Raw genomic sequence first — 12,754 nt, 5'->3', positions numbered from 1 at the left:
TCCGAAGACGCGACGCCCCGATGCCGTTCGCACGCGGCTCAGTTGCCGATGGCCGCCTGGGGCGTGCCGCCGGTCTTCAGCGCGGCCAGCCGCGCCTCGACCTCGGTGAGCTCGCCCACGTCCTCGAGCTGGTTGAACTGCGCGTCCAGGGACGACGCCGCCAGCTCCTGCTTGCCGGTGGCCAGTGCCTCCTGCCGGCGGACCTTGTCTTCGAACCGCCCGAGCTCGCTGGTCGGGTCGAGGACGTCGATCGACCGGACGGCGTCGTGCACCTTGGTCTGGGCCTCGGCGACCTTGGAGCGCGCGAGCAGCTCTGTCCGCTTGGACTTGAGCTGCTCGAGCTTCTGCTTCATGCCGTTGAGGCCGTCTTTGAGCTTGTCGACGACCTCGTTCTGGGCGGCGATGGTCGGCGCGATCGCCTTCGCCTCGTTCTCTTCGCTGATCTGGCGCTGCAGCGCGATCTTCGCGAGATTGTCGAACTTGTCGGCGTCGGTCGTGTTGCCGGCCGTCCGCAGCTCGTCGGCCTTGCGGCTGGCGGCGAGAGCCTTGCTGCCCCACTCGTTCGCCGCCTGGATGTCTTCCTGGTGGTCGCGCTCGAGCAGACGCAGGTTGCCGATCGTCTCGGCGATCGCCGACTCGGCATCGGCGATCGAGTTGGTGTAGTCGCGCACCAGCTGGTCGAGCATCTTCTGCGGGTCCTCGGCAGAGTCGAGGAGCGCGTTGATGTTCGCCTTCATGAGGGTCGAGATGCGACCGAAGATGGACTGCTTCGCCATCGTATTTCCTTCCTTGTCGGACAGAGTCGTGGTGTTCGGGTTCAGGATGCCGCGGCCTGCGCGGCGGGATGGTTCGGGGCGTGTGCGCCTCGTCGTGCACGCAGGCTCAGAAGCGACCACCTCCACGTCGGGCGCGTGTGCCGCCGCCGCCGAAGCTGCCGGGACGGAAGCCGCCGCCGCCGGACGAGCCGCCGCCGAACATGCCGCCGAGGCCGCCCGAGCCGCCGGACGAGCGTCCGCCGCCGAGCATGGAGTTCAAGACGATTCCGCCGAGCACGGCACCCAGCATGCCACCGCCGCCCGACGACTGGCCCCCGCCGAACATGCCGCCGCCGCCCCCGGCACCGCCGAACGCGCCGACATCTCCCTGGGCGAGCTGAATCGCGAGGCCGGCGAGCTGGTCGGCACGCTGCGCATGCTGCATCGCCTGCTCAGGGTCGCTCTGCTGCATCGCCTGCGCGCGGGCCAGCGAGGCGCCCGCCTCCGCGAGCCTCGTCCGCGCCTCGGCGCCGACGGCACCGCGCCGCGCGGTGATGTAGTCCTCCGCCGTCGACACCTGCGCCTGTGCCTGCAGGATGACCTGGCCGACCATCTGGCGTGCGCGCTGCGCTTTGGCCTCGGCATCCCGCACGCCCTGCGTCAGCGCGTCGATCTGGGCGTTCGCCGCCTCGAGGCTCTGCAGCGCGACGAGGGGTCGCTTCGCCGCGCCGGTGAGGTGCTCGCGGGCGGCTTCGAGCTGCTGCCGCGTCGCGGCGATGACGCCGGCGACGCGACCGTCGGGGTCGGGGAGGGCGGATGCCGCGGCGATGTCGCTCTCTAGTTCTGCGACCAGCGCGGTCGCGCTCCTCTCGCCTTCGGCCAGGTCGGTCGCGAGCTTGTCGATCGCCTTCTCGAGCAGCTCCGCCTGGCCGACGGCCTCTTCGGCGGCGCGGATGCCGACAGCCGCCTGCCCTCCGTTGCCCGCGCCGATGGCGCTCTGCGCGGCAGTGAGCTGCTCGTCGGCGAACGCGAGCCGCTGGCGAGCCTGCTCCGGGTTGTCGGCGACCGTGGCCAGCGCTTCGGCTGCGTACGAGGACTGCAGGGTCTGCAGGCGCCGCACTGCCTCGTCGAGTGCCTCGGCCGCTTTCGCGCGCTCCTCGTGGACGCGTGCGAGCGCTTCGGGGGCGTTCTGCTCGAGCTTGCGCAGTTCGTCGAACGCAGCCGCCTTCTCGTCGAGGAGGGCGTTGGCCGCCTCGCAGAGCGCGATGACGCGCTCGTTCCACGCGCGCGTGTCGGCTTCGGCATCCGGCGTCGCGTCGTCGAGCTGCTGCTTGAGCGAGAAGGCCTCGTCGAGGTTCTGCTGCGCGGTCGCGAGGGCGGCTTCGAACTCGGCGGTCGCCGCGTCGCCGAACTGCGCCCTGGCGAACCCCAGCTCCTGGGCGCTCGTCTTCAGAGCATCGTCGGTCTCGACCAGCAGCGAGGCTGCGCGTCGCTCCAGGTCTTCGATGCTCAACTGCGGAGCGCCGGCAGGACCCGCCCCGACCGACCCCGTCTTGCGCCGGCGTCGCAGGAACATCACGAGCAGCACGATGCCCACGATCACGACGATGACCACGAGCAGCCAGGTCAGCCATGAGGCACCGCCCGCGGCACCGGACTCGTTCCCGCCCGACGCGCCGCCTTCGGCGGCGGTGATGCCGTCCGCCGCCGCCGTCGCCGCGCCCAGCCAGTCGTCGCGCATCAGAGCCGGCTGGATCCGGTCCTGCTCGATCGCGCCCAGCTGCTCCTCGGTGAGCGGGCCGGCCGAGTCGCCGGAGAGGTAGTACTGCCGGCCCTCGGTCGACACCGCGAGAAGGTACTGGGTCACGCCGAGCCCGTTGTCCTCGGCGGCCTGGTTCGCCCAGTCGGCCGCAGCCGCGGGATCCGTGAACTGATCGACGTAGACGACCCACAGGTCCAGTCCGGTCTCGGACTTCAGCCGTTCCAGGCGTCCTTGGGCCGCCGATTCCTCTCCGGAGGAGAGCACCCCTGCGTCATCGAGCACATACCCCGAGCCGAGCGCCACCGGGGGAGTCGCCACCGCGGCCGAGCCTCCGAAGATCGTCGCCGCGACTGCCGCGACCGCCATCCACGCTGCAGCCCGTCGCCGTCGCATCGATCACCCCTCTGGGAAGCGGGTTCCCCTCCCGCGAGTCTATTCAGACGCGGTGATACGACGGTAGCCTGCGCGACCGTCCGGGGATGTGTGTTCGCCGAGAACGTACCTCCCCGCCCGGGTCTCGCGGTGAGGCGGGTCGCTCCGGGCATCGGTCGCACCGGGCCGGTAGGGTTTCCGATCCGGAGGACGACGATGAACGACCGCTACGGTGCCGATGTGCTCGCGACCGGATGGCAGGGCCATGGCCGGCGCGAACTGCCCCGCGTCGCGGCATCCCGCGATCTCGTCGTCGAGGTCGCCGACGACGGATACTGCGGCGCCGTCGTAGGGGTGTCGTCGGGACTGGTCGAGCTCGAGGACCGTCATGGCCGGCGGCGCATGTTCCCGCTCGGTCCGGGCTTCCTGGTCGACGGCGGCGACGTCGTCCTCGTGGCCCCGGCCGCAGCGCCCGCCCAGACCGGACCGCGGCGCACCGCGTCGGGATCGTTCGCCGCCGCCGACACGCGTGCCCGGACGGCCCGGGCGAGCCGCATCCTCGTGGAGGGCCGGCACGACGCCGAGCTTGTCGAACGCGTGTGGGGTGACGACCTGCGCGCCGAGGGCGTCGTGGTGGAGTACCTGCAGGGCATCGACCTGCTGGATGCTGCGCTCGGCGAAGAGCCGCCCTCGCGGCAGCGCCGCTACGGCGTGCTCGTCGATCACCTCGTGCCGAACTCGAAGGAGTCCCGCATCGCCGACGCCGTCGCACGCGGACCGCACGGCGCACACGTGCTCATCGTCGGTCACCCGTGGATCGACGTCTGGCAGTGCGTCACGCCGCGCGCGGTCGGCATCGAGCGCTGGCCCGAGGTGCCCCGCGGCATCGAGTTCAAGGTGGGTGTGTGCCGCGCGCTCGGCTGGCCGGCGCGCGATCAGGCCGATCTCGCCCGCGCGTGGCAGCGCATCCTCGCCTCGGTGAAGTCCTACCGCGACCTGGAGCCCGCCTTCCTCGGCCGCGTCGAGGAGCTCATCGACTTCGTGACCGAGCCCGTCTGACCCGCCGCGTAGCCTGGTGAGGTGACCGACCCCGCCCCGACCTCGCCCGAGCCTGGCCGCTTCCGCGAGCGACCGGTGTCGTTCGTCCGCCGGAGCGGACGCATGTCCGAGGCACAGGAGCGCGCGTGGGTCGAGCTCGCCCCGCGATACGTCATCGACGCGCCGCGCGACTCCGCAGCGACCAGCATCCTGCCCGGCTCGACGATCGACCCCGTCGCGGTGTGGGGCCGGGAGGCACCGCTCGTCGCCGAGATCGGCTCCGGGCAGGGCCACGCCATCGTCCACGCGGCGACGTCGGATCCCGCAACCGACTTCCTCGCGATCGAGGTGTTCCGGGCGGGTCTGGCCCGCACCATGCTCGACGCGGAGCGGGCCGGGGCCGAGAACCTGCGCTTGGTCGAGGCGAACGCGCCGGAGGTGCTGCAGCACCTGCTGCCCGAGGCATCCGTCGACGAACTCTGGGTCTTCTTCCCTGACCCGTGGCACAAGAAGAAGCACACCAAGCGACGACTCGTGACGCCGGAGTTCGCCGCGATCGCGGCGAGAGCCCTCAAGGACGGCGGGATGCTGCGCCTGGCCACCGACTGGGAGGACTACGCCCTGCAGATGCGGGCCGTCATGGGCAGCGCACCTGACTACGTCCCGGCGTTCGACGGAGACTGGGCGCCACGTTTCGACCGGAGGGCGCTCACCGCCTTCGAGCGCAAGGGCGCCCGCGTGGGTCGCGACATCCGCGACCTGTCGTATCGGCGCGCGGACCGCACATGAGCGGAGTCCCGGGGCCGGTGACGGGACCGGTGCCCATGCCGGAGCCCGCGGGGCCTCGCGACCGCTGGAGGTTCGTGCGGCCGCTCGCGCACCGCGACTTCCGCATGCTCTTCGGCGCGGTCGTACTGTCGATCTTCGGCGCGGGGATGTGGGCCGTGGTGATGGTCTACACCGTGATCGACGCCGGCGGCGGCCCGGTCGAGCTGTCGGCCGTCGCCGCGGCCAACGCGGTGGGGCTGCTGCTGTGCGCGATCCCCGGTGGCATCGCGGCCGACCGCGTGCCGCGCCGGCTTCTGCTGCGTCTCGTCGAAGTCGTGAACCTGCTCGCCATCACGTCCGTCGCGGTCGCCGGCGTGGTCGGCGTCGCGACGATCCCGCACCTCGTGATCGTCGCCTTCGTGCTGGGCGCCGGGGCGGGGTTCTTCTTTCCGGCCTACAGCGCGATCCTGCCGCGGATCCTGCCCCCGGCTCAGCTGCTGGCCGCCAACGGGCTCGAGGGAGCGATCAGGCCCGCGCTGCAGCAGGCGGCCGGGCCCGCCGCCGCCGGCATGATCGTCGCGGCCGTGCTCGCCCCTGCGCATGCGGCGTGGGGTGTCGTCGCCGCCCACGCCGTCGCGCTGGTGCTGCTGCTCTTCGTCCGTCCCGAGCCGCCGTCCGGTGCCGATCAGAACCCTGCGGATGAGGCGCATGAGACACCCGAAGGAGTGCGGGGCGTCTTCCACGACCTGCGCGAAGCGGTCGTGTTCACGGTCCGCACCCCGTGGCTGCTGTGGACCCTGCTGTTCGCCACCGGCTGGGTGCTGGTCTTCCTCGGGCCCGAGGAGGTGCTGCTGCCGTTCATCACACGGGATCGGATCGGCGAAGACCCTCGGTGGTTCGGATTCCTGCTGGCGATCTACGGAATCGGGGGCGTGGTCGGGTCGATCGTGGTGTCATCCATGAGGCTGCCCCGTCGCTACCTCACCGTGATGATCGGCGTGTGGGGCGTCAGCACGCTGCCGTTCGCCGTCGTGGGCATCACGCACGAGTACTGGCTGATGGCACTGTGCCTCTTCCTCGTCGGCTTCGGCTTCAGCTACGGGAACGTGATCTGGGGAACCCTGCTCCAGCGCCGCGTGCCACGGCACATGCTGGGCCGTATCTCGAGCCTCGACTTCTTCGTCTCGCTCGCCCTCATGCCGCTGTCGATGGCCCTTGCGGGGCCGCTCGCGGAGGTCGTGCCGATCGAGACGATCTTCATCGCCGCCGGAGTCATCCCGCTGTTCCTCGGCGCGATCGCGTATGTGGTCGCGCGCATGGCGAAGGATGAGATCGACCACCCGCTCGACCACTGATCCGAAAGCAGCGACACGCATGCCCGCACACCCCGCAGCCGCCCCGGTCCTGGCGCGCCCCGCATGGTCCTGGCGTCTGGCACCGGCCCTGCTGGTGTGCCTGGCCGCACCCGCGTTCTTCGTGGCACGCATCCCCTGGCTGGGTTGGGCTCTCCTGGCGGCAGGGTTGCTGGTGGCCCTGCTTCTCGAGCGCGGTCGAAGTGCCGTCGCCGAAGGCGTGGGGATGGCGGATGCCGCGGCCACCGGCATCCGCAATCCCTCGCTGTTGCGGGACCTGTCGCTGATCGCTGTCGGCCTGCTCATCGTGAGTGCGATCCCGCTCGAGGCGCAGCTCGACAACCTCGCGTTCCTGAGGTTCGCCGTCGCCCTCGGGGGAGCGGTCGCGGTGCCCTACGTGATCTCGCGCTGGGTCTACCGCGATCACGCGATCCGATTCCCCTGGCGAGGCGGCGGGCGCTGGACGACGTTCCAGTGGACTTGGCTGGTCGCCGTGCTCGTGCTCGGATGGCTGATCCTGCCGTTCTACTTCATCACGTCGGGCGTCTACCAGAACTGGCCGGTCGTCGACACTCCCGACCTCATCGCGAGGCTGTTCGTGGGGGTGGGGGCGGTCGGCATCTGGGACGAGCTGTTCTTCATCTGCACCTGCTTCGCGCTGCTGCGACGGCACTTCCCGGACTGGCAGGCCAACGCTCTGCAGGCGATCGTGTTCGTGTCGTTCCTGTGGGAGCTGGGGTATCGCGAGTGGGGGCCTCTGCTGACGATCCCGTTCGCGCTGCTGCAGGGGTTCATCTTCTTCAAGACCCGCTCGCTCGCCTACGTGGTCACGGTGCACCTGCTCTTCGACGCCGTCGTCTTCCTGGTGCTCGTCCACGCCCACAATCCCGGGCTGCTCGACGGACTGTTCCTGGTGTGACCGCTGCCCAGGCCCTGCCCAGGGCCGTCGGGTAGCCTGAAAACCGGATCCCGACCGGGTCCCCGGACGAGGGTTCAGTACCCGGTGAGCGACAAGACTGGCCAGGAGGCACACTCATGTCGTGGATCATTCTCATCGTCTCAGGCGTCCTCGAGGCCGTGTGGGCGACCGCGCTCGGCAAGTCCGAGGGCTTCACCAAGCTCTGGCCGAGCGTCGTCTTCGGCGTCGCCCTGGTCGCCAGCATGGGCGGACTCGCGTGGGCCATGCGCGACATCTCGACCGGCACCGCCTACGCGGTCTGGGTGGGCATCGGCGCGTCGCTCACCGTCGTCTACGCGATGATCACCGGTGACGAGGATTTCTCGATCGTCAAGACGCTGCTCATCCTCGGCCTCGTCGGCTGCATCGTGGGCCTCAAGCTCGTCAGCCACGACTGACGGCGGGGCGGATGCCGTACGGCATCCGCCCGCTTCCGTCCGCGTGAGCCACATGAGGCTTGCATGACGTTCCCGCCCGGGGTCTGGCGCTCAGGCCTGGGCTGTGGAAGCATCCCGCCCAGAGCCGACGCCAGAGGGGTCGTCGGCGGAGAGGGCACAACCATGCCGATCAGGAACAGGCGCACCCTGGCCATCGCCACCGCGGCGGCACTCGGTGCGAGCGTCGTACTCGCGACACCCGCCTACGCCGGACCGAACAACAACTCGGTCGACAAGATCACGAAGGCGGTGACGCTCGACGGGGTGATGCAGCATCTCGAGGCGTTCCAGGCCATCGCCGACGAGCACGGCGACCGCGCCTCGGGCAGGCCCGGTTATGCCGCATCCGTCGACTACGTCGTCGAGCAGCTCGAGCAGGCCGGGTACGCGCCGGAGGTGCAGGAGTTCGAATTCGAGTACTTCGACGAGAACAACGCGCTCATCCGCGTCTCGCCGAATCCGAGGACCTTCGTCGACGGCGACGACTTCGTGCGGAACGAGTTCGACACCGGCAGCCCCGAGGGGACGGCGACGGCGCCGCTCGTGCCGGTCGACCTGCCCTCGCCCGACAACACGGGCGGCTGCACGGCCGCCGACTTCGCCGGATTCCCCGCGGGCTCGATCGCACTGATCCAGCGCGGCGGCTGCGGCTTCGCCGTGAAGGCCGTCAACGCCCAGGCAGCCGGTGCGGCCGGCGTCATCATCATGAACAACACCGGTGACGACAGCCTCGTCGGCATGATCGGCGACGCGACCGGCCTCACCATCCCCGCAGTGTTCGCGACGTACTCGGCCGGTGCCGACCTTGCCACCACCCCGGGGGCCACGGTCACCGTGACGGTCGACTACGACGCCGACATCCGCACGACCTACAACGTCTTCGCCGAGACGGCGGCCGGCGACGATTCCAACACCGTGATGGCAGGCGCCCACCTCGACAGCGTGCAGGACGGCGCGGGGATCAACGACAACGGCACCGGCAGTGCCGGACTGCTCGAGACCGCGATCCAGATGCAGAAGGTCAAGCCGAACAACACCGTGCGCTTCGCCTGGTGGGGCGCCGAAGAGAGCGGCCTGCTCGGTTCGGAGCACTACGTGGCGAACCTGTCGGAGGAGCAGATCGCCGACCTCGCCCTGTACCTCAACTTCGACATGATCGGCTCGCCGAACTACATGTTCGGAATCTACGACGGCGACAACTCCGGCGGCACCGCCGAAGAGGGCTTCATCCCCGAGGGCTCGGCCCAGATCGAGGACGTCTTCGAGCAGTTCTACACCGACCGCGGCGAGCCGTTCCAGGACAGCGAGTTCTCGGGTCGGAGCGACTACGGCCCCTTCATCGCCGTGGGCGTCCCGGCCGGGGGCCTGTTCACCGGCGCGGAGGTCGAGAAGACCGTCGCCGAGGCCGAGGTGTACGGCGGCGTCGCGGGCGCTTCCTACGACCCGTGCTACCACGCCGCGTGCGACAACCTCACCGGCGAGGGTCAGGACGAGGCGCTGTACGCGCTGCTTGCCGAGGACTACGACCTCGTCGGCAACGTCAACACGTACGCGCTGGATGTGAACGCGGATGCCGTGGCCGCCGCCGTGCTGACGTTCGCGTTCGACACCTCGACGGTCAACGGGGTGTCCTCGCCGGGCAAGTCGCACGGCAACGCCAATGCGAATGCGATGAAGAACCGCTTCGCTGAGTGATGCGAACGTCACTCTGATCGCCCGACGAACGCCCCGGTGCGGCGCACCGGGGCGATCGTCGCGTGCGGGCGGTTACCGGCGGCCGGATCGGGTGTCAACCCCGTCGCGGCTCGCGCGCCGAGCGAGCAGGCTGTAAGGACGGGGCCTCCGCGCGCTTCGCGATGGGCTCCCCGGCGGATGCCACGGACGCGAGGAGAATCGCATGGAATCGCTCTGGACGCAGACGGCACCACGCGTCCCCGATGATCGCTCCGCGCCGCCGGCGCGCACCGACGTGCTCGTCGCCGGCGCGGGACTCACCGGTCTCGCGCTCGCGTGGATGCTGCACCGCGCAGGGCGGCGCGTCGCCGTCATCGAGGCCCGGTCGGTGGGCGCCGTCACGACGGGGAACACCACGGGAAAGCTCAGCCTGCTGCAGGGCAAGGTGCTGTCGGGGATCCGCGCGCACGCCGGCGACGACACGCTGCGGGCTTATGTCGAGTCCAATCGCGCCGCGCAGGAGTGGGTGACCGCCGAGTTCGAGGCGGTCTCCGGAGTGGTGACGCCCGACACTGCGATCACGTACGCGGCGTCGGAGCAGGGCGTCCAGACCCTGCACCGTGAGGGCGATGCCTCGGTCGCGGCGGGGCTCGATGTGGGATGGGTCGAGAACCCGTCGCCGGCCGAGCTCGGCCTGCCCTTCGCGGTACGGGCGGCGCTGCGACTCGAGGGGCAGTACAAGCTGCACCCGCTCTTGCTGCTGCGCGAACTGGCGCGGCGCCTGCGGGACGGCGGGGTGCCGATCATCACCGGGTGCCGCATGACCGACGTGGACGTCGAAGACCACGGCGTCGTCGTGCGCACGCGCCGGGGTGACGTGCACTGCGCGACGCTCGCGCTCGCGACCGGGGCATCCGTTCTCGATCGCGGGTTGCTGTTCGCCAAGCTCGTGCCGTCGCGGTCGTTCGCCGCCGCCTACCGTCTGCCGACCGGGGCGAAGGCTCCGACGGGCATGTTCCTCTCGGTGGACGAACCGTCCCGCTCGCTGCGGTGCGACGTCGTCGACGGAGCGCCGATGCTCATCGTCGGAGGCGGCGCACACCCGACCGGGCGCGCCGAGAGCACCGGACCGCTGCTGACCGAGCTCGACGACTGGGTCTCGGACAACTGGCCCGGGGCGATCCGGCGCACGTGGTGGGCGGCGCAGGACTATCGCAGCGTGACCCATCTGCCCTTCGCCGGCGTGCTGCCGCGAAGTGGGGGCCGCGTGTTCGCCGCGACCGGCTATGACAAGTGGGGAATGACCAACGCGGTGGCCTCGGCTCTGCGCATCGCCGGCCGGCTGCAGGGCGACCCGCCGGCCTGGGGTGTGGCTCTGGATGAGCACCACGCGAGCCTGCCGGATGTCGGCGAGACCGTGCAGGCGAATGCCTCCGTCGGCGGGCATCTGGTCGCCGACTGGGTGCGCAGCGGCATCGCGGCCACGCCGCCCGAACCGCCCGCCGAGGGGGCCGGACGCGTGGTGCGGCGTGGCATGTCGCCTGTCGCGGAGTCCACCGTCGGCGGGGTCACGCGTCGCCGGTCCGCCGTGTGCACACATCTCGGCGGCATCCTCACCTGGAACGATGCCGAGTGCAGCTGGGACTGCCCACTGCACGGCTCGCGGTTCACTCCGGACGGAGAAGTGCTGGAGGGGCCTGCGGTCGACCGGCTCGCGGTCGCCGAGGAGTGATCCCGATGCGTGCGCGGCGGCGAAGCATGATGGTGGGGGTCGTGCTCGCCGTGGCCGCACTCACGGGATGCGGCGTCACCGTGCCCGCCGACCCGGACGGCACGCTGGATCGCGTTCGCGGTGGCGAGCTGCGTGCCGGCGCCTCAGCGTCGGGGCAGCTGGTGACCGTGGAGCAGGATCGCGTCGGCGGCTCGCTGGCGGAGCTGATCGAGGGCCTTGCCGATTCACTCGACGCGCGCGTGGAGTGGGTCGTCGCCAGTGAGGAGGAGCTGGTCGAGGGGCTCGAGAACGGCGAGCTCGACATCGCCGTGGGCGGTATGACAGACCAATCGCCGTGGGTGGACCGAGTCGGCGTCACGCGGGCGTACTCGTCGATACCCGGGGCAGCGGACCGGTCCGTGGTCATGCTCGTGCCCATGGGCGAGAACGCGTGGCAGGCGACGGTCGAGCGGTATCTGGACGACGAGGTCGGCCGATGAAGACCATGGGGCGCACCGACCTGCCGCTCGAGCAGCAGGGAGCACTGCGCCGCGCGGTCCGTTGGGAGTGGTTCACCATCGCCTACACCGTCGTGACGATCGTGATCGTCGCGTTCGTGCTGGGCGGCTCGCAGGCGATGAAGACGGCGTGGATCGAAGACATCCTCTCCCTCATCCCGCAGATCGCGTTCCTGACGGCGCTCCTGTTCATCCGGCGGCGGCCGTCCCGCGCGTTCCCGTTCGGACTGCACCGCGTCATGGGCGTCGGGCACCTCGTCGCGGGGGTCGCCCTCCTCGCCGTCGGCGGCAACCTGGCCTACGAGGCGATCAGCGGGCTCATCCGCGCCGACCACCCGTCGATCGGGACGGTCGTGCTGTTCGGGCAGACGGTGTGGCTCGGCTGGATCATGGTCGCCGTGATGAGCGTGATCGTCATCGGCCCGTTCTTCTACGGGCACGCCAAGGCCAAGCTCGCGCCGATGCTGCACAACAAGCTGCTCTACGCGGATGCCGACATGGCGAAGGCGGACTGGCAGACGAACGCCGCCTCGATCGTCGGTGTGCTCGGGATCGGCGTCGGCTGGTGGTGGCTGGACGGCGCGGCGGCCCTGTTCATCTCACTGGGCATCGTGTGGGACGGCTGGCGCAACGCGCGAGCCGCCGTGCGCGACCTGATCGATCAGCGGGCGCGCACCGAGGACGACGCCGAACCGCACCCGCTCATCGATCGCATCGCGGACTGCGTCGACGGGATGCCGTGGGTCAGCGAGTGCGCGGTGCGCATGCGCGACATGGGCCAGGTGTTCCACATCGAGGTGTTCGTGGTGCCGCGCCGAGACCGCGTGCGCGTGAGCGAGCTCGAAGACGCACGGACTGCGATCGCCGCGCTGGACTGGAAGGTGCAGGACGTCGTGGTGGTCCCGGTGGCCGCGCTCCCCGACGAAGCGCAGACGCCCGCTGCGACGGCGCGTCCGCAGGAGGCCTGAGCGGTGGCATCCGCTCCTTCACGTCATGCCAGAAGGTCGCGTTCGACCACGCGCTCCTCGTGGTTCGCCGGCGCGGCCGGCTCGGGCACGACGTACAGGCCCGCGGGCGAGTTCGCGGTGTGGGCGAGCGCGTCGATCCATGCCGGATTGAGCCGCGGCATCCTGCTCCCGTAGTACTTGTACACGAGTGAGCAGCGCGGATGCACCCACACCGTGGTGCGCCCGTCGCCGATGCTGGCGTCATCGCGCCAGGTGAAGTGGAACGGCTCGCCGCGGCGCAGCTTCGTCCCGATGACGAGCTGCAGGTGGGCCAGCGTCCGGTCGTCGAAGTCGACCTTCACCGTGGTGTCGTAGATCAGCTTTCCCATCCCATGCCTCTCCGAGGCCGCCGGACGCGAGAAGACGGGATCGCTTGAGAATGGATCGCCCGGTGGGTCTCGT

The 12,754-nt window shown here is 70.5% G+C and carries 11 protein-coding genes, 1 pseudogene and 1 riboswitch; of the genes and pseudogenes, 9 read left to right on the top strand and 3 right to left on the bottom strand.

The genetic code is table 11. The features are described from left to right. Nucleotides 1-38: 38 nt before the first annotated feature. Nucleotides 39-776 carry a PspA/IM30 family protein gene (locus HF576_RS08165; RefSeq protein ID WP_168912315.1) on the bottom strand — a complete coding sequence of 246 codons (738 nt, stop codon included), beginning with the start codon at nt 774-776 and terminating at the stop codon, nt 39-41. Between the two features lie 106 nt (nt 777-882). Then, a complete protein-coding gene (locus HF576_RS08160; RefSeq protein ID WP_168912314.1) occupies nt 883-2,910 on the bottom strand; it encodes a TPM domain-containing protein in 2,028 nt (675 codons plus the stop codon). Nucleotides 2,911-3,105: 195 nt separating this feature from the next. On the opposite strand from HF576_RS08160, the gene HF576_RS08155 reads away from it, so the two are divergent. From HF576_RS08155 to HF576_RS08115, 9 genes and pseudogenes are all read left to right on the top strand, one after another. Then, nucleotides 3,106-3,948 carry a DUF3097 family protein gene (locus HF576_RS08155; RefSeq protein WP_168912313.1) on the top strand — a complete coding sequence of 281 codons (843 nt, stop codon included), beginning with the start codon at nt 3,106-3,108 and terminating at the stop codon, nt 3,946-3,948. A gap of 102 nt (nt 3,949-4,050) precedes the next feature. Next, on the top strand, nt 4,051-4,716 hold the full coding sequence (gene trmB / locus HF576_RS08150; RefSeq protein WP_240948822.1) for a tRNA (guanosine(46)-N7)-methyltransferase TrmB: 666 nt from the start codon (nt 4,051-4,053) through the stop codon (nt 4,714-4,716). Nucleotides 4,717-4,752: 36 nt separating this feature from the next. Further along, a pseudogene (locus tag HF576_RS08145) lies at nt 4,753-6,050 on the top strand (MFS transporter); the annotation flags it as partial. A 19-nt stretch (nt 6,051-6,069) separates the two neighbouring features. Then, nucleotides 6,070-6,966 carry a CPBP family intramembrane glutamic endopeptidase gene (locus HF576_RS08140; RefSeq protein WP_168912311.1) on the top strand — a complete coding sequence of 299 codons (897 nt, stop codon included), beginning with the start codon at nt 6,070-6,072 and terminating at the stop codon, nt 6,964-6,966. Nucleotides 6,967-7,007: 41 nt separating this feature from the next. Then, nucleotides 7,008-7,072: riboswitch (guanidine-III (ykkC-III) riboswitch) on the top strand. Between the two features lie 10 nt (nt 7,073-7,082). After that, the gene (locus HF576_RS08135; RefSeq protein ID WP_168912310.1) at nt 7,083-7,403 is read left to right on the top strand and encodes a DMT family transporter; all 321 of its coding nucleotides are present in this window, start codon (nt 7,083-7,085) and stop codon (nt 7,401-7,403) included. A 162-nt stretch (nt 7,404-7,565) separates the two neighbouring features. Beyond that, complete coding sequence (locus tag HF576_RS08130; protein WP_168912309.1) at nt 7,566-9,137, top strand: M20/M25/M40 family metallo-hydrolase; 1,572 nt, start codon at nt 7,566-7,568, stop codon at nt 9,135-9,137. A 202-nt stretch (nt 9,138-9,339) separates the two neighbouring features. Next, entirely contained in the window at nt 9,340-10,848 is a 1,509-nt protein-coding gene (locus HF576_RS08125; protein ID WP_168912308.1) for an FAD-dependent oxidoreductase, read from the top strand. A 5-nt stretch (nt 10,849-10,853) separates the two neighbouring features. Beyond that, the gene (locus HF576_RS08120) at nt 10,854-11,327 is read left to right on the top strand and encodes a transporter substrate-binding domain-containing protein (protein ID WP_168912307.1); all 474 of its coding nucleotides are present in this window, start codon (nt 10,854-10,856) and stop codon (nt 11,325-11,327) included. Further along, nucleotides 11,324-12,313 (top strand): cation diffusion facilitator family transporter, encoded by a 990-nt coding sequence (locus tag HF576_RS08115; protein ID WP_168912306.1) that lies wholly within the window; start codon nt 11,324-11,326, stop codon nt 12,311-12,313. The genes HF576_RS08120 and HF576_RS08115 overlap by 4 nt, the downstream gene beginning before the upstream one ends. 23 nt (nt 12,314-12,336) lie before the next feature. Here the strand turns inward: HF576_RS08115 and HF576_RS08110 are convergent, their stop codons facing one another. Beyond that, nucleotides 12,337-12,681 (bottom strand): DUF7882 family protein, encoded by a 345-nt coding sequence (locus HF576_RS08110; protein ID WP_168912305.1) that lies wholly within the window; start codon nt 12,679-12,681, stop codon nt 12,337-12,339. Nucleotides 12,682-12,754: the final 73 nt, after the last annotated feature.

The sequence above is a fragment of the Microbacterium salsuginis genome, assembly GCF_012524205.1.
GTDB classification, from domain to species: Bacteria; Actinomycetota; Actinomycetes; order Actinomycetales; family Microbacteriaceae; genus Microbacterium; species Microbacterium salsuginis.
The sequence above is the reverse complement of the archived record's forward strand: the minus strand, read 5'-3'. Positions and strand labels throughout refer to the sequence as shown.